At 67.5% G+C, this 15,521-nt stretch carries 12 protein-coding genes; all 12 read left to right on the top strand.

Features of this window, described 5'->3' with window-relative positions:
- Nucleotides 1-87 precede the first annotated feature (87 nt).
- The 12 genes from K6142_RS05090 (at nucleotide 88) to K6142_RS05145 (ending at nucleotide 15,405) form a co-directional block, all read left to right on the top strand.
- A complete protein-coding gene (locus K6142_RS05090) occupies nucleotides 88-963 on the top strand; it encodes an ABC transporter permease (protein WP_223290209.1) in 876 nt (291 codons plus the stop codon).
- Nucleotides 960-1,811 carry an ABC transporter ATP-binding protein gene (locus K6142_RS05095; protein WP_190243624.1) on the top strand — a complete coding sequence of 284 codons (852 nt, stop codon included), beginning with the start codon at nucleotides 960-962 and terminating at the stop codon, nucleotides 1,809-1,811. The genes K6142_RS05090 and K6142_RS05095 overlap by 4 nt, the downstream gene beginning before the upstream one ends.
- Nucleotides 1,812-2,097: 286 nt before the next feature.
- Entirely contained in the window at nucleotides 2,098-2,907 is an 810-nt protein-coding gene (locus K6142_RS05100; protein WP_190243625.1) for an ABC transporter permease, read from the top strand.
- 7 nt (nucleotides 2,908-2,914) lie between these two features.
- On the top strand, nucleotides 2,915-3,925 hold the full coding sequence (locus K6142_RS05105) for an ABC transporter ATP-binding protein (RefSeq protein ID WP_223290210.1): 1,011 nt from the start codon (nucleotides 2,915-2,917) through the stop codon (nucleotides 3,923-3,925).
- A 286-nt stretch (nucleotides 3,926-4,211) separates the two neighbouring features.
- Nucleotides 4,212-4,949, top strand: a complete 738-nt coding sequence (locus K6142_RS05110; RefSeq protein ID WP_190243626.1) for a sulfite exporter TauE/SafE family protein — start codon at nucleotides 4,212-4,214, stop codon at nucleotides 4,947-4,949.
- A 554-nt stretch (nucleotides 4,950-5,503) separates the two neighbouring features.
- A complete protein-coding gene (locus K6142_RS05115) occupies nucleotides 5,504-7,120 on the top strand; it encodes an efflux transporter outer membrane subunit (protein ID WP_190243627.1) in 1,617 nt (538 codons plus the stop codon).
- 38 nt (nucleotides 7,121-7,158) lie between these two features.
- Nucleotides 7,159-8,385, top strand: coding sequence for an efflux RND transporter periplasmic adaptor subunit (locus tag K6142_RS05120; protein WP_190243628.1), 1,227 nt, complete (start codon nucleotides 7,159-7,161; stop codon nucleotides 8,383-8,385).
- A 30-nt stretch (nucleotides 8,386-8,415) separates the two neighbouring features.
- Nucleotides 8,416-11,562: an efflux RND transporter permease subunit gene (locus K6142_RS05125; protein ID WP_190243629.1), complete on the top strand. Its 3,147-nt coding sequence runs from the start codon at nucleotides 8,416-8,418 to the stop codon at nucleotides 11,560-11,562.
- A 2-nt stretch (nucleotides 11,563-11,564) separates the two neighbouring features.
- Nucleotides 11,565-12,245, top strand: a complete 681-nt coding sequence (locus K6142_RS05130) for a DUF3313 domain-containing protein (RefSeq protein ID WP_190243630.1) — start codon at nucleotides 11,565-11,567, stop codon at nucleotides 12,243-12,245.
- Nucleotides 12,246-12,371: 126 nt separating this feature from the next.
- The gene (locus K6142_RS05135; protein WP_190243631.1) at nucleotides 12,372-13,517 is read left to right on the top strand and encodes an MlaE family ABC transporter permease; all 1,146 of its coding nucleotides are present in this window, start codon (nucleotides 12,372-12,374) and stop codon (nucleotides 13,515-13,517) included.
- On the top strand, nucleotides 13,514-14,422 hold the full coding sequence (locus K6142_RS05140) for an ABC transporter ATP-binding protein (RefSeq protein ID WP_190243632.1): 909 nt from the start codon (nucleotides 13,514-13,516) through the stop codon (nucleotides 14,420-14,422). The genes K6142_RS05135 and K6142_RS05140 overlap by 4 nt, the downstream gene beginning before the upstream one ends.
- Complete coding sequence (locus tag K6142_RS05145) at nucleotides 14,422-15,405, top strand: MlaD family protein (RefSeq protein ID WP_190243633.1); 984 nt, start codon at nucleotides 14,422-14,424, stop codon at nucleotides 15,403-15,405. The genes K6142_RS05140 and K6142_RS05145 overlap by 1 nt, the downstream gene beginning before the upstream one ends.
- Nucleotides 15,406-15,521: the final 116 nt, after the last annotated feature.

Consider the following 15,521-nt stretch of genomic DNA (forward strand, 5'->3'; position numbering starts at 1 on the left):
ACATCCCGTGCCCGCCTGACGGGCCGCCCAGGCCGCTCCCCCCTCCCTCGGGGACGGGCGGGACGGCCAACCAAGCCGGAGGAATCCGTGAGCACCGCAAGCGCCGCCACCGCCACGCGCAACGACGCCGCACCCAGTTCCCTGGAGATGACCCTGTTCTGCCTCAGGGAGTGGTTGAAGAGCGTCGCCCCTTACCTGAACCTGCTCGGCATCGTCGGCTTCATTTTCCTGTGGTACCTGCTGACCGAAAAACTGAAGGTGCCGTGGTTCAACAAGCTGCCGGGGCCCGTGGGGGTATATGAGGAATGGGTGTCGCAGGATCCGTCCTACGGCATCTCCCTGTACACCCCCGAATACTACCAGCACATCCTGACCAGCATCTGGCGTGTGTTGCAGGCCTTCTTCCTGGCCACGTTCCTGGGCGTGCCCGTGGGGCTGATGATGGGCTGGAAGAAGACTTTCAAGGACTACACCTTTCCGCTGCTGGAGACGCTGCGCCCCATCCCCATGCTGGCGTGGGTGCCGCTGTCCATCCTGATGTGGCCGGGCCGCGAGGCGTCCATCATCTTCCTGACCTTTCTGGGCTCGTTCTTCGCCACGGTGCTGAACACCCTGCTGGGTGTGGAATCCATCGACGAGGTGTACTTCCGCGCGGCCCATTCGCTGGGTGCGAAGCCCCGCCACGTGTTCTTCAAGGTGATCCTGCCGGGCGCGTTGCCGTTCATCTTCACCGGGTTGCAGATCAGCATGGGCTTTGCCTGGTTCTCGCTGGTGGCCGGAGAGATGCTGGCCGGCGAATACGGCCTTGGCTACCTGATCTGGAACTCGTTCATCATGGTGCAGTACCCGGTCATCGTCATCGCCATGGTCACGCTGGGGGTCATCGGCTGGCTGAGCAGCGCGCTGATCCGCATGGTGGGCAACCGGCTGATGCAATGGAAGGTGAGGGAGGAAATCCGATGAATACGGCAGAAGCGCTTTCCGTGCCCGCGCCGCGCGGGCAGATCAGCATCCGCAACGTCTCCAAGGTGTATGACCCGGACGGGGCCAAGGTGCTGGCGGTGGACAACTGCTCCATGGAGATAGCGGCGGGCGAGTTCTGCGTGGTGGTGGGGCCCTCGGGCTGCGGCAAGACCACGCTGCTCAACGCCATTGCCGGGTTTCACGGCATCACGTCGGGCGAGATACTGCTGGACGGCAAGCTGCTGTGCGGCCCCGGCAAGACGCCGCCGCCCGGCTCCGACCGCATCGTGGTCTTCCAGAACGGGGCGCTGTTCCCCTGGTACACCGTGCTCGACAACGTGACCTTCGGCCCGGTGGTGCAAGGCGCCATGCCCGAGCGCGAGGCGCGCGACAGGGCGCGCGAACTGCTGGCGCAGATGGGGCTGGAGGGCATCGGCGGCAACTACCCCAGCGAGATATCGTCGGGCATGCGCCGCCGGGTGGAGATAGCCCGGGCCATGATGACCGACCCCAGCGTGCTGCTGCTGGACGAACCCTTCCGGGCCATGGACGCCCTGACCAAGACGGTGGTCCACCAGTTCCTGCTGGACGTGTACGACCGCAGCAACAAGACCATCTTCTTCATCACCCACGACCTGGAAGAGGCCATCTTCCTCGGCACCAAGGTGTACATCATGACCACGCGCCCGGCCCGCATCAAGACCGTGCTGGACGTGGACATCCCGAGGCCGCGCGACTTCCGCGTGCTGTCGTCGTCGAAGTACATCAAGCTGAAGAAGGAATGCATCGAGGCCGTGCACGAGGAGGCCTTGAAGGCGTTCAAGGCGGGCGAACGGGAAATGGCCTGATCTCCATCGTCTTTTCGCCCGTTGGGGTTTCCCTGAAGGGCGCGAAGCGTGGCCGTTGGGCAAGTTTGCGAACCCTGCGGACATCGTGCGCAACAGGGGCGAACATTGCCTGCCATGGCTTTGCCGTCCTTGCCCGCAAGGTTCGCAAGCTCGCCTGAAGGCTGAGGCATATTCCCGCATGGCAGGCTGGTTTTCCCCGCCGGGGAGCGAAAACCCTGCCTTGGAGACAGCCCCGGTATTCCGGACCGCCCCCCCGTACACCACCGGACACCAGCGGAGACACATCATGACTACAGCAGTACTCGCGCAAGGGTTCAACTGGACCCGATGCCGCAGGAAGATCGCCAACATATCCACGGCGCGCGGCATCGCCGCCATTGTCGTGTTCACCATTGTCTGGGAACTGTGCACCCGGCTGCACGTGCCCATCATCGGCAACGTGCCCGCGCCCTCTGCGGTGCTGGCGGCACTGGGCAAGCAACTGGTCAGCGCCGAATACTGGCTGTCCTGGCGCGACAGCTGCCTGCGCATCCTGTCCGGCTTCGTGCTGGCCCAGGTGCTGGGCATTCCGCTGGGGCTGCTGATGGGCATGAACCGCACCGCGCGCGAGATCATCTACCCGGTGTTCGAGATCATGCGCCCCATCCCGCCGCTGGCCTGGGTGCCCGCATCGGTCATCTTCTGGCCCACGTCGGAAATGTCCATGATGTTCGTTGTGTTCCTGGGCGGGTTCTTCACCGTGGTGCTGAACATCGTGGGCGGCGCGCGCAGCATCGACATCCGCTACATACGCGCGGCCCATTCGCTGGGCTCGTCGCGCTCGGACATCTTCTGGCGGGTGATGCTGCCCGCCACCCTGCCCAGCATCGTGGTGGGCATGACCGTGGGCATGGGCATCACCTGGGCGGTGGTGGTGGCGGCAGAGATGATCGCCAGCCGTTCCGGCCTGGGGTTTCTGACGTGGCGCGCCTACGTGGCGGGCGAGTATCCGCTGATCGTCATCGGCATGATGAGCATCGGCATCGCGGGCTACATGTCGTCCGCACTGATCCGCTTCATCGGCAGCAGGCTTACGCCCTGGCTGCGGGTATTCTAGGAGGGCCATGATGGACGCCGTGACGACGCAACTGACGCCCGGCATGGGCGCGGGTGAAATGGTGGTGGAGAACGTGGCCAAGGGCTTCGGCGTGGGGCCGCTGCGCAAACAGGTGCTGCGCAGTTGTTCCTTCGTGCTCGAAAAGGGCAAGCTCACCGTGCTCATCGGCCCTTCCGGCTGCGGCAAGAGCACCCTGGTCAACGCGCTGGCGGGTTACGAAACGCCCGATTCCGGCAAGGTGCTCATCGACGGCCAGCCCGTGACAGGGCCGGGGCCGGACCGGCTGGTGGTGTTTCAGGAAACCGCGCTGTTTCCGTGGATGACCACCTTCGAGAACGTCAGCTACGGCCCGCGCGCGCAACGCAAGCTGCCGCAGCACGAATATGCCGAAGAAACCATGAAGCTGCTGGAACTGGTGGGCCTGAAGGACTTCAAGGACAAGTATCCGGCCCAGCTTTCCGGCGGCATGCAGCGCCGCGCCGAACTGGTGCGGGCCATGATAAACCGGCCCAAGGTCATGCTGATGGACGAACCCTTCCGGGGGCTGGACGCCATGACCCGCGCCCTGATGCAGGAATACTACGTGCGGCTGTTCGAGCAGCACCGGGGCACCAACCTGTTCGTCACATCGGAGCTGGAAGAGGCCATCTTCCTGGCCGACAACCTGCTCATCCTCACCAACCGGCCCGCCTGCGTGAAGAAGGTGATCCAGGTGAACCTGCCCCGGCCACGCACGTTCGATATGATGACCTCTGCCGAGTACCAGCGCTGCAAGTTCGAGGCGCTGGAACTGCTGCACGAGGAGGCCATGAAGTCGTTCGCCTCCGGCGGGGTGAACGCCGCAGACTTCCTTGAAGCCTGCTCCCAGATGGGGCAGGATCAGGCCCAGCCCACCTGCCTTGGCCTGGACGCCATGGCCTCGCCGGATACGCCGGTGTCGCCGGACGCCCCGGTCTCGCCGGACGCCACGAGCGGTACCGGGGAGCGAAAGGCGGACCGGGCGGTACCCGGGCAGTAGACCGGACCCGGAGCGCCGCCGGGAGCGGACCCCGGGGGGAGCGTTGCCGCCGGGCCGTGTCCGGGCCACACACGCCGCGCTGCGGCGGGGCCACACACGCCGCGCTGCGGCGGGGCCACATTTGCCGGGCGGCAGCCGGACGGTGTCCGACTGCCGCCCCCCGGTTTCGATGTTCCCGTTCGTTCTGAACGGGCCTGGACGGAAACCCGGTCCTGCGGTAGCCCGGTCCGTCCCGCACCTCAACCGGCGCACGGTGCTTCCGCGCCATGCGCCCCCCCGGAGCCTCATGACCGAAGGCCTGCTCATCGCCATGCTGGGCTGGTGGCTTGGCGGCTTCATCAACAACATCGTGGGGTTTGGCGCTGCGCTGGTGGCCCTGCCCGTGGTGGCGCTGGGCAACGACATGGCCGTGGCGGTGCCCGGCTCGGCGCTCATCGTGCTGGCCCTCAACGTGCAAATGGCCTGGAACTACCGCCACCACCTGGAAGGCGGCATCGGCGTGTGGCCCCTGATCCTGGGCGGCTTGCCGGGTGCCCTGGTGGGGGTGCTGCTGCTGCGCCACATTCCCGATGCCGGACTGCGCCTTGGCCTTGGCGGGCTGCTCGTGGCGTATGCCCTGTGGGGGCTGCTGTGCGCAAAACCCCACCGCAGGGCGCTGCATGGCGTCTGGGGGGCCGTGGCCGGGTTCTTTTCCACCAGTCTGGGCACGGCCTACGGCATCAACGGGCCGTCGCTGGCCATCTACCTGTCGTTTCGGGGGGGCACCCCGCAGCAGACCAAGGCCGCGCTGGGCGTGTTCTTCATCGCCAGCGGCACCATCATCGTGGTCGCGCAGATACTGGCGGGCGTGCAGTCTGCGGAGACGGTGTTGCAGTTCGCCGCATCGCTGCCGTCGGTGATGCTGGGGGGATGGGCGGGTATCGCGCTTTCCCGGCGCCTGCCCGACGGGAATCTGCACGGCGCGCTGTTCGTGATGCTGCTGGTCATGGGCGCCAACCTCATCCGGCAGGCCATGGTGGGCTGACCCCGCGCGGCCCGATTCCGCGTGGGGGGATCGCTCGCGTCCGTCCCAGCACAGGCTGACCGCGCGCAAGCTGTCTGGGCGCAAGCTGTCTGGGCGCTGTTGGTTTCATTTCGCACCTCCTTTCCGGTCGTTGCATCCCGCAGGCCGTGCTGTTCCGCCCCCGCCGCATTCCATGGGGGCAACCCGGCGTTTCGCCACCCCTCCGCCTTGCCGCATTGCGGCATTTCATCCCTCCATCATCGACCATGCTCGCGAGCACCCGGAGTTTTTCGCGTGCGTCGTCTCTTGTCGTGCCGAAGTGTGCATGTCCGTGTTGCGCATGGCAACGGGATGCGATGATGTGGATTCTGAATGTGCTTTGTTTGACATGATTTACATGCTGGAATGCTACAGTTCTGGATGGAGATGCATCTGTTGGGCGGCCATGATCGCCGTGCTCCATTTTTCCTGCGCGACGGCATGTTCGAGAATCTAATTGCCCGAAGCCAACGGCGCGTGGATACTATAGGCAGAGTCATCCTTGTCCCATCTTTTCGCGGAAAAGAGGAAAGCCCATGACGCTGCCTGCCCGCTCTTTCGCACTGGGGACACAGGCCCCCGCCGTGACCGATGCTTCCCGCTGTCTGTCGCTTCTGCTGCTCCTGCTGTTCATGCTTTCCGCATGCGCCAAGGTGGGGCCTGATTTCAGCGCGCCGGACACCGCCATGCCGACCGGATGGCAGGATGCCGTCGTACTGGGCGCCACCGCCACCCGCGAGGTGAGCGAGGAGTGGTGGCGCACCTTCGACGACGCCACCCTGAACGGGCTGCTGGCCGAGGCGCGCGGCGGCAATCTTTCGTTGCAGGTGGCCGCCCTGCGGGTACTGGAAGCCCGCGCCCGCCTTGGCGTTGCCGTGGGCAACCTGTACCCGCAACGGCAGCAGGCCACCGGCGGCCTGACCTGGACCCATCCCAGCGACCGCACGCCCACCGCCCCCCAGCCCGGCACGGGCCGGGGCAACCCCGACTACGTGCAGACCAGCGTTGGCCTGGACGCCGCGTGGGAACTGGACTTCTGGGGCAAGTACCGGCGCGGCGTGGAAGCCGCCGACGCCGACCTGCGCGCCGCCGCGGCCGACTACGAGGCTGCCATGGTGGCGGTAACGGCGGATGTGGCGCAGTCGTACGTGCTGTACCGCACCCTGCAACAGCAACTGGCCATCGCCGACAACAACGTGGCCATCCAGCGCGAAAGCCTGCGCATCGCCACGGCGCGCTTCAACTACGGGGCCACCAGCGAGCGCGACATGCGCCAGGCCCTTTCCCTGCTGCGCGATACGGAAGCCAGCATCCCCAGCCTGGCCCATTCCCTGCGCGAGGCCCGCAACGCACTGTGCGTGCTGCTGGGCAAGCCGCCGCAGGACATAGCCGCCATGCTCGGCACGGCCCCCATTCCCACGGCCCCGCCCGGTCTGGCCCTGGGCATTCCCGCCGACCTGCTGCGCCGCCGCCCCGACGTGCGCAAGGCCGAATACGCCGCCGCCGGGCAGTGCGCCCGGCTGGGCGTGGCCAAGGCCGACTTCTACCCGTCCGTCTCGCTGGGCGGCTTCGTGGGGTTTACCGCCAGCAACGTGGGGGCCTTCAGCACGGGCGACACCTTCTCGCACGGGTTCACGGCCTACGGCGGCCCCGGCCTGACCCTGCCGCTGTTCAACTACGGGCGCATCGCGAACAACGTGCGGGCGCAGGACGCCCGGTTCCAACAGGCCCTGACGGCCTACCGCGAAACGGTGCTGTCCGCCCTGCGCGAAACGGAGGACGGAATCGACCGCTACCTCAACGCGCAGGGCAGGGCGGCCCTGCTGGCCGAAAGCGCCGCCGACGCCGCCCGGTCGCTGGAACTGGCCATGGTCCAGTACCAGGAAGGCTCCACCGACTTCACCACGGTGCTCACCGCCGCGCGCGACCTTTCCACGCGCCAGGATGCGCTGGCCCAGGCCAGCGGCGAGATCAGCCAGAGCCTCGTGGCCGTGTTCAAGGCGCTGGGGGGCGGCTGGCGCACCTTGCCCGAAAACGGGCCCATCCCGCTCGAAACGCTGCGCGAGATGCGTGCGCGCACCGACTGGGGCGCGCTGCCCGAAGAGCACGGCGCCGTGCCGACCGGTGGCGACGTGCGCCCCCCCGACATCTAGAAGCCCCCGGAACACACCCCGTTCGCATGGAGATTCCGATGACGCGCCACCCCATCGTTTTTCAGGTTCTCCGCCCGGCGTTTCTGGTCCTGCTTTCCGCCCTGGCCCTTCCTGTGCTTGCCGGGTGCGATTCGCGCAACGCCTTCGTGCCGCCCCCGCCGCCCAAGGTCACGGTGGCGCCGCCCAGGGTGGGGCCGGTGGTCGAATACATGGAGTTCACCGGCACCATCGCCCCGGTGGAGTCGGTGGACATCACCGCCCGGGTCACCGGGGTGTTGCGCAGCGCGCAGTTCCGCGACGGGGCCATGGTCCGCAAGGGCGACCCGCTGTTCCTCATCGAGCCGGAACCGTTCCAGGCGGCCCTGCAACGGGCAGAGGCGGAACTGGAAGTGCAGCGCGCCTCCCTGGACCGGGCCGAGACGGAACTGGCCCGCAGCCGCAAGCTGCTGTCCGAAAAGGCCGGGTCCGAGGCGGACGTGGTGCGCTGGCAGCAGCAGCGCGACAGCTCCAAGGCGGGCATCAGCCGGGCCAGCGCCCAGATCGAAACGGCCCGCATCGACCTTGGCTACACGCGCATCGTCGCCCCCTTCGACGGCCAGATGACCCGCCGCCTGGTGGACCCCGGCAACGTGGTGGGCCCCGGCGCGGTGACCAAGCTTGCCACCATCGTGCGCCGCGATCAGGTGCACGTGTATTTCAGCATCAACGAACGCGACCTGCTGCGGCTGATGGGCGACAAGCCCAGGAACGGCAAGAACGGCACGCCGCCGGAACTGCCCCTTGAACTGGCCCTGGCCGACGAGGACGCCTTTCCCCACGCGGGCAAGCTGGAATACGCCGACCCCACGGTGGACCCTTCCACCGGCACGCTGCTGTTGCGGGGCATCTTTCCCAACACCGGCGGGCGGCTGGTGCCCGGGCTGTACGCGCGCATCCGGGTGGCCATGGGCAGGCGCGATGCGGCGCTGCTGGTGCCGGAACGCGCCCTGGGGCAGGACCAGTCGGGGTCGTACGTCATGGTCGTCAACGCGCAGAACGTGGCCGAGCAGCGCCCGGTGAAGCTGGGGGCGCTGCACGAAGGCTGGCAGGTGGTGGAAAAGGGGCTGGAGGCCGGGGACCGCGTGGTGGTCAACGGCATGCAGCGCGCCCGGCCCGGCAGCCCGGTGGACCCGGTGGCGGCAGACGCGGCGGCCCCCGGAGCGGGCCAAGGCGGCAAGGGAGACGGCAAGGGAGACGGCAAGCCCGCCGCCAAACCCGCCGGCTAGCGGCACCACATTCCCACCTGCGAGGCCGCCATGTTCGCCAAGTTCTTCATCGACCGCCCCATCCTCTCCAACGTCATCGGCATCGTGCTGATTCTCATCGGCGTCGTGTCGCTGATCATGCTGCCCATTTCGCAGTACCCGGACATCACCCCGCCCACGGTGGAGGTGAAGGCCATCTACCCCGGCTCCAACTCGCTGGTGCTGGCCGACGTGGTGGGCGCGCCCATAGAGCAGGAGGTGAACGGCGTCGAAGACATGCTGTACATGTCCTCCAAGAGCGCCAACGACGGCACGTACAGCCTCACCATCACCTTTGCGCTGGGCACCAACATCGACATGGCCACGGTGCTGGTCCAGAACCGCGTCAACGTGGCCATGGCCCGCCTGCCCGACGAGGTGAAGCGGCAGGGCGTGACGGTGAAGAAGAAGTCCACCGCCATCCTCCAGGTGGTCACGCTTACCTCTCCCGACGGCAGCCATGACGACCTGTACCTGAGCAACTTCGCCTCGCTGCGCGTGCGCGACGAACTGGCGCGCATTCCCGGCGTGGGCGAGGCCATGGTGTTCGGCGCGGCCAGCTATTCCATGCGCGTGTGGCTGGACGCCCCGCGCCTGAAAAGCCTGGGCCTGACCACCAAGGACGTGGTCAACGCCATCAGCGAACAGAACGTGCAGGTAGCCGCCGGCCAGATCGGCGCGCAGCCCGCGCCGGACACCCAGAACTTCCAGTTCACCGTGCAGACGCAGGGGCGGCTTTCCGAGGTTTCGGAATTCGAGGACATCATCATCCGCACCGCCACGGGCGGCCCCACCGGGCGCACCGTCCGGGTGCGGGACGTGGCCCGGGTGGAACTGGGCGGCCAGACCTACGACCTGTACGCCCAGAAGAACGGCAAGCCAGCCTCGCTGGTGATCATCTACCAGTTGCCGGGGGCCAACGCGCTGGACGTGGCGCAGAAGGTCACCGCCACCATGCAGCGCATCGGCAAGGACTTTCCGGCCGGCGTGGCCTGGGACATTCCCTACGACACCACCCGCTTCGTCGAGGCGGCCATCGAGCAGGTGTACCACACCCTGTTCGAGGCAGCCGTGCTGGTGCTGGCGGTGATCCTGATCTTCCTGCAGGACTGGCGGGCCACGCTGGTGCCCGCCACGGTGGTGCCCATCACCATCCTGGGCGGGTTCATGGCCATGATGGCCCTGGGCTTCTCGGTGAACCTGGTCACCCTGTTCGGCATCATCCTGGCCATCGGCATCGTGGTGGACGACGCCATCATCGTGGTGGAAGGGGCGGCGCACCACATGGAACACGGCGATTCGGCGCGCGACGCCACCGTGAAGGCCATGGTGCAGCTGTTCGGCCCCATCATCGGCATCACCCTGGTGCTGTCGTGCGTGTTCCTGCCCGCGTCGTTCATGTCGGGCATCACCGGGCAGCTGTACCGCCAGTTCGCGCTGGTCATCGCCTCCACGGCGCTGGTCAGCGCGCTGCTGGCCGCCACCATGACCCCCGCCCAGTGCGCCCTGTTCCTGAAGCCCATCGTGCCGGGGCGCAACGCCTTCTACCGCGGCTTCAACAAGGCGTACGACGCGGTGGAGCGGTTCTTCGTGGCGCTGCTGACCACCATGGTGCACCACGCCTGGACCACCATGCTGGTCTTCGTGGGGCTGATCTCGGCCACCTTCTGGTTCTTCTCCACGCTGCCCACGGGCTTTCTGCCCGACGAGGACCAGGGCTACGCGCTGGTGGCGGTGCAGTTGCCGGGCGCGTCGTCGCAGTCGCGCACCCGCGAGGTGACGGCAAGGCTTGATGCCATCCTTGCCGAAACACCGGGCGTGGCCAACTGGATCACCTTCGGCGGCATGTCCATCCTGAACAACGCCAATACCCCCAACTCGGCCACGATCTTCGTCATGTACAAGGACTGGTCCGAGCGGGGAGACCTGACCCAGGACAAGCTGGTGGCCAACTTGCGCCGCAAGACCGGGGCCATCCAGGAGGGCATGGTGCTGGTGGTCACGCCGCCGCCCATCCAGGGGCTGGGCAACGCGGGCGGCTTCGAGATGATGGTGCAGGACCGTGCCGCCACCGGGGCGCAGGCGCTGGAAAACGCCGCCTACCAGATGATGGGGGCGGGCGGGGGGCAGTCGGGCCTTTCCGGGGTGGCAACCACCTACACCGCCCGCACGCCGCAGCTGTACGTGGATGTGGACCGCACCAAGGTCAAGGACCACGGGGTGCAGCTGAGCGACGTGTTCAGCTCCATGCAGGCCTATCTTGGATCATCGTACGTCAACGACTTCAACAAGTTCGGCAAGGCGTACCAGGTGCGCGTGCAGGCCGACAGCCGCTACCGGCTGGAGGCCGGGGACATCGGCCAGCTGGAGGTGCGCAACGCCGATGGCCGCATGGTGCCCCTGGGCGCCATGACCAGCGTGCGCGACGTGGTGGGCCCCGACGTGGTGACCCGCTACAACCTGTACCCGGCGGCATCGCTGATCGGCTCCGCCGCACCGGGCTTCAGTTCCGGCCAGGCGCTGGCCCTGATGGAGGACATGGCCCGGCGCACCCTGCCGTCGACCATGGGCTTCGAGTGGACCACCATGGCCTACCAGGAAAAGGCCACCGGCAACGAGGCCTTCGCGGTGTTCGGGCTGGCGGTGCTGCTGGTGTTCCTGGTGCTGGCCGCCCAGTACGAAAGCTGGTCGGCCCCGGCGGCCATCATCCTGGTGGTGCCGCTGGCCCTGCTGGGCACCTGCATCGCCGTTTCCGTCCGTGGCATGGACAACAACGTCTACACCCAGATCGGCATCGTGCTGCTCATCGCGCTGGCCAGCAAGAACGCCATCCTCATCGTGGAGTTCGCGCGGGAATTGCGCATGCACAAGGGCATGTCCATCCCCGAGGCCGCCGTGGAAGGCGCCCGCGCCCGGTTGCGGCCCATCCTGATGACCTCGTTCGCGTTCATCCTGGGCGTGGTGCCGCTGCTCACCGCCTCGGGCGCAGGTTCGGCCAGCCAGCGTGCCCTGGGCACGGCGGTGTTCGGGGGCATGCTGGCCTCCACCTTCCTTGCCGTCATGTTCGTGCCGGTCTTCTTCACCGTCATCCAACGCCTGAGCGAACGCGGCACGCCGCAACGCGCCACGGCGCAACCCGAAAACGATCACCAGAGGTAGCCATGACCAGCATTTCCCGCGTCACGTCGTGCATCGCCCTGGCCCTGCTGCTTGCGGTAACCGGCTGCGCAGCACATCAGATGGAGGCAAAACCTTCGGGTTTCCTAAAGGACTACGGCAAGCTGAAGAAAGGGCGCGATGATCAGGCCGGGCTGATCTGGATCAAGTCCGGCATCAGCGCCAAGGACTACGACGCCGTGGTCATCGACCGGCCCAAGGCCTGGATCAAGGCCGATGCGCCCTTCAAGGGAGTGGACGCCAAGGAACTGGATGAAGTTCTGAGCTTCTTCGGCGATGCCCTGGTGCGCGAGGCGGGCAAGAGCTACCGCGTGGTGGGCGAACCCGGCCCGCGCGTGCTGGTGCTGCGCGCCGCCCTGACCGACCTTGTGCCCGGCGAGCCCGTGAGCGGCACGCTGACCTCCATCGTGCCCATCGGCATCGCGGTGTCCGGCGCCAGCCGGGCCGTGGGCGGCGAGCACATCGGCACCGGCGAGGCGGCGGTGGAAATGGAACTGCTGGACGGCGGCACCGGCGCCCAACTGGCCGCGGCGGTGGACCGCCGCAGCGGCACCAAGGCCCCCCTGCGCGGTTCCATGCAGGACGCCAGGGACGCTTGCGAGTACTGGGCGAAGTTGTTGGGCAAGCGGCTGGCGGAATTCAAGGCGGGCAACCTGCGCCCGTAGGTCCGCAAGGGCAACGGACAGGAACCCGACGGGCCGGGATGGAACGGCCCGGATGATCGCGCGGGCGGCAGGCTGGGCCGCCCGCGTGCAGACTGCCAGCCCGCCGCAACACATACCGGACACTGCATGCCACACCCCGCCACACTTACCGTCACCAGTGCCGGAACGCAGGGGGCAACCAGCCTGCGACTGGCCGTGAGCGGCGCATGGAACCTGGACGCCCCGCCGGACGGCGCGGCCCGTACTTCGGCCATGGCGCGGCTGCGCGAGCCGGGTGTTGCGGGCGTGACCCTGGTGGCGGAGGGACTGGGCGACTGGGACAGCAGCCTGGCCATTTTCGTGGCCGGGGTTGTCCGCGCCTGCCGCGAACGCAACCTTTCCGTGGACACCAGCGGCCTGCCCGCCGGGCTGACCCGGCTGGTGGACCTGTCCTTTGCCGTGCCGGAGCGTGCCGGGGCCGCCCGTGGCGATGCGCGGTCGGGCCTGCTGGAGCGCATCGGTGAAGCGGTGCTGGCCCTGCCCAGGCCGGTGGGGTCCACCCTGGACTTCATCGGCGAGGTGGCCTTCGCCCTGTACCGGCTTGCGCGCGGCAAGGCGGACATGCGGCGGCGCGACCTGTTGCAGTTCATGTCCGAAAGCGGTTCCGCAGCGCTGCCCATCGTCTCGCTGATCAGCATGCTGGTGGGGCTCATCCTGGCCTTCGTGGGCGCGGTGCAATTGCGGGTGTTCGGCGCGCAGATCTACGTGGCCAGCCTGGTGGCCATCGCCATGGTGCGGGTGATGGGGGCCATCATGACCGGCATCACCATGGCCGGCCGCACAGGGGCCTCCTATGCGGCCATCCTGGGCACCATGCAGGTCAACGAGGAAGTGGACGCACTGGCCACCATGGGCCTGCGCCCGGTGGAGCAGCTGGTGCTGCCGCGCCTGCTGGCCCTGGTGGTGATGCTGCCCCTGCTGACCATCTACGCGGACCTCATGGGCATGCTTGGCGGATTCATCGTGGGGGTGTTCATGCTGGACCTGAACCCCATGGAATACCTGAACGCCACGCGCGAGGCGCTGTCGCTGGCCAACCTGTGGATAGGCATCACCCACGGGGCGGTATTCGGCGTGGTGGTGGCGCTGTGCGGCTGCTACCACGGCATGCGCTGCGGCCGCAGCGCCTCGGCGGTGGGCGCGGCCACCACGGCGGCGGTGGTCAGCGGCATCGTGTCCATCATCGTGTGCACCGCGTTCATCACCGTGGCCTGCGAGGTGCTGGGCATATGAGCCATACGGGTCAGACCACGGAATCGTCCGCCATCTCGCCACCCGCGCCGCACATCCGGGTGCGCGACATGACCGTGTCGTACGGCACGTTCGTGCTCATGCGCGGGTTGAACTTCGACATCCGGCGCGGCGACATCTTCATCATCATGGGCGGCAGCGGCTGCGGCAAGTCCACCCTGCTCAAGGTGCTGGTGGGGCTGAAGCAACCCGCCTCCGGCACCGTGCATTACGGCGGCACCGACTTCTGGGGCGGCGCCCCGGAAGTGCGCGATGCGGTGATGCGCCGCGCGGGCATCCTGTACCAGAGCGGCGCGCTGTGGAGTTCCATGACCCTGGCCGAGAACGTGGCCCTGCCGCTGGAGCAGTACACCAGGCTGTCGCGCGCCGAGATCGCGGATATCGTGTCCTTCAAGCTGGCCCTGGTGGGGCTGGCGGGCTTCGAGCGGTTCTACCCTTCGGAGATCAGCGGCGGCATGCGCAAGCGGGCCGGGCTGGCCCGGGCGCTTGCGCTGGACCCGGAGATCGTCTTCTTCGACGAGCCGTCGGCAGGGCTGGACCCGGTGAGCGCCCGGCTGCTGGACGACCTGATCCTGGAACTGCGCGAAAGCCTGGGCACCACCATCGTGGTGGTCACGCACGAACTGGCGTCCATTTTCGCCATCGGCACCAATTCGGTGTTCCTGGACGTGGAAACACGCACCATGACCGCCAGCGGCAATCCCAACGACATCTTGCGCGAGGCGCGCGACCCCAAGGCCGTGTGCTTCCTGACCCGGGGCGAATCGTCCATGGGCGCGGCACGCAGGCCCGAACCGCGCGAGGCGCCACCGGGGTGCGTGACGCACTCTGCGGACGAAGCCGGAACAGGGTCCGATGCACCATTCTGCTGCAAGGAGGAACGGTAATGGCACGCGCAGCCAACAAGGCCATGCTCGGCGCATTCGTGGTGGGGGCGCTGGCGCTGCTGGCGGCGGCGGTGCTGTTGTTCGGTTCCGGCAGGTTCATGAAGGACCGGCCCCAACTGGTGCTCTATTTCAAGGGGTCGGTGCGCGGGCTGAACATCGGTGCGCCGGTGGTCTTCCGGGGGGTGCCCATCGGCAGCGTGTCCGAAATACGCCTGATTCACAACACCGACACGCTGGAATTCTTCATACCGGTGTTCATCGCGTTCGAGCCGGAGCGCATCCTGAACATGAAGGACGGCGGCGTGGTCGAACGGCAGGGGGACTACCGGGTGCTCCAGCAGTTGATCGACAGGGGGTTGCGGGCACGGCTGGCCTTGCAGAGCTTTGTCACCGGGCAACTGATGATCGAGGTGGATTTCGAACCCGGCAGCCCGCTGGTGCTGCGCGGCGACGGCAAGACGCCGGAACTGCCCACGCTTCCCTCGCCCATGGAGGAACTGACCCGCACTCTCCAGAACCTGCCCATCGAGAACATCATGGCACAGCTGAACGAGGCCGTGGCCGGGCTGAACAGGATCGTCAATTCGCCCGTGGTGGCCGACACCGCGTCCAGCCTCAACGACACGCTGAAGGATGTGCGGCAGCTGGTGGCCTCGGTGAACGGGCAGGTGGGCCCCGTTGGCCAGTCGCTGGCCGGGGCCGCGCAACGCTACGGTGCGCTGGCCGACAAGCTGGACCGCCAGTTGCCGGACGCCCTGGCCCAGACCACCCAGACGCTGAAATCGCTGGCCGCGGCATCCACGCGGGCCGAGGCGGCGCTGTCCGCCGCCCACTCCACCATCCGCGACGATTCGCGCACCATGACCGAAGTGCAACAGGCCCTGCGCGAAATGGGGGCCGCCGCCCGCTCGCTGCGGACCCTTGCCGAGTATCTGGAACGCCACCCCGAGGCCTTGCTGCGAGGCAAAGGAGACTACCGCTGATGAACGCCCTGCATCGCCAACGCCACGCAGTGTGCCCCGCATCCCGTTCCGGCTCGCCAGCCGCGTCCGCCACGTCCGGCGCAGGCATCGCGTCCGGCGCATGTTTTTCATCCGGC

Source organism: Nitratidesulfovibrio sp. SRB-5 (assembly GCF_019931275.1).
Classification (GTDB): domain Bacteria; phylum Desulfobacterota; class Desulfovibrionia; order Desulfovibrionales; family Desulfovibrionaceae; genus Cupidesulfovibrio.

Bases quoted from the DNA above. Each gene is read 5' to 3' on its own strand.
- K6142_RS05095 (WP_190243624.1), top strand. From the start codon at position 960: ATGAATACGGCAGAAGCGCTTTCCGTGCCCGCGCCGCGCGGGCAGATC.
- K6142_RS05100 (WP_190243625.1), top strand. From the start codon at position 2,098: ATGACTACAGCAGTACTCGCGCAAGGGTTCAACTGGACCCGATGCCGC.
- K6142_RS05105 (WP_223290210.1), top strand. From the start codon at position 2,915: ATGATGGACGCCGTGACGACGCAACTGACGCCCGGCATGGGCGCGGGT.
- K6142_RS05110 (WP_190243626.1), top strand. From the start codon at position 4,212: ATGACCGAAGGCCTGCTCATCGCCATGCTGGGCTGGTGGCTTGGCGGC.
- K6142_RS05115 (WP_190243627.1), top strand. From the start codon at position 5,504: ATGACGCTGCCTGCCCGCTCTTTCGCACTGGGGACACAGGCCCCCGCC.
- K6142_RS05120 (WP_190243628.1), top strand. From the start codon at position 7,159: ATGACGCGCCACCCCATCGTTTTTCAGGTTCTCCGCCCGGCGTTTCTG.
- K6142_RS05125 (WP_190243629.1), top strand. From the start codon at position 8,416: ATGTTCGCCAAGTTCTTCATCGACCGCCCCATCCTCTCCAACGTCATC.
- K6142_RS05130 (WP_190243630.1), top strand. From the start codon at position 11,565: ATGACCAGCATTTCCCGCGTCACGTCGTGCATCGCCCTGGCCCTGCTG.
- K6142_RS05135 (WP_190243631.1), top strand. From the start codon at position 12,372: ATGCCACACCCCGCCACACTTACCGTCACCAGTGCCGGAACGCAGGGG.
- K6142_RS05140 (WP_190243632.1), top strand. From the start codon at position 13,514: ATGAGCCATACGGGTCAGACCACGGAATCGTCCGCCATCTCGCCACCC.
- K6142_RS05145 (WP_190243633.1), top strand. From the start codon at position 14,422: ATGGCACGCGCAGCCAACAAGGCCATGCTCGGCGCATTCGTGGTGGGG.